Source organism: Streptomyces sp. BV286 (assembly GCF_019090165.1).
In the GTDB taxonomy this organism is placed as follows: Bacteria; Actinomycetota; Actinomycetes; order Streptomycetales; family Streptomycetaceae; genus Streptomyces.
The window spans coordinates 1-979 of record NZ_JAHRIB010000121.1 but is presented as its reverse complement, the minus strand read 5'-3'; the positions used below and the strand labels follow the sequence as shown (position 1 = coordinate 979).

The 979-nt window shown below is 68.9% G+C and carries 1 protein-coding gene; it reads right to left on the bottom strand.

Features of this window, described 5'->3' with window-relative positions; genetic code table 11:
* Positions 1 to 953: polyketide synthase dehydratase domain-containing protein (locus KUF83_RS16500; RefSeq protein ID WP_254643950.1), on the bottom strand; the 953-nt coding region annotated here is incomplete at its 3' end.
* Positions 954 to 979 lie beyond the last annotated feature (26 nt).

Here is a 979-nt window from a genome sequence, read left to right as displayed (position 1 = left end):
GACACCCGATCCCGCGCCACATGCCGCACACACACCCGCAACACCGACGCACCCACCGCAAACAACGACACCCCCGACCACGAGAACGGGACGTACGCCGTCGCCTGCATTTCGGGAGAGTCGTTAAGGCCGCTCGACTGAAGCGCGGCATCCAGCACCGCCGGGTGCAGGGCGTACTGCTCCGCCTCGGCAACGGCGTGCTCGGGCAGCCGAATCTCGGCGTAGATGTTCTCGCCCTTGATCCAGCCGGCCTTGAGCCCCTGGAACCGCTCGCCGTAGACGAGGCCGGCATCCGCCAGGCGCTGATAGAGGTTGTCGACGTCGAGTGCTTCCGCTCCGGCGGGCGGCCACTGCGCCAGCTCGAACCCGGGCGACGCCTCCGAATGACTCAACAGACCACTGGCATGCCGCGTCCACGGCACGTCCTCGTCCGCGTCCTCCACCCGCGAGTACACGGCGACGCCGCGAAGACCGGGCTCCTCCGGAGCTCCCACAACGACCTGGAGTTGGAGAGCACCGTGCTCGGGCACGACGAGCGGCGTCTCCTGGGTCAGCTCCTCGATACGTCCGCAGCCGACCTCGTCGCCCGCCCGCACCAGCAACTCGACGAAGCCGGTCCCCGGGAACACCACCGACGACCCCACTCGGTGCTCACCCAACCACGGGTGCGTCCGCAACGACCAACGGCCCGTGAAGACCACGCCATCCACATCCGCCCGCCGCATGATCGCGCCGAGCAGCGGGTGTTCCGAAGGCGCCAGCCCAGCAGTGGTCACATCGCCGACAGCCGAGGGAACCTCAAGCCAGTACCGCTCACGCTGGAAGGCGTACGTGGGCAACTCGACCCGGCGACCGCCCGCCGTCAGCGGCTCCCAACTCACCGCAACGCCACGGACAGTGAGCCGGGCCAGACCGGTCAGGAACTCCCGCACCTCATCCCGGTCCCGACGCATCACGGGCACGCACGCCACATCCGAGT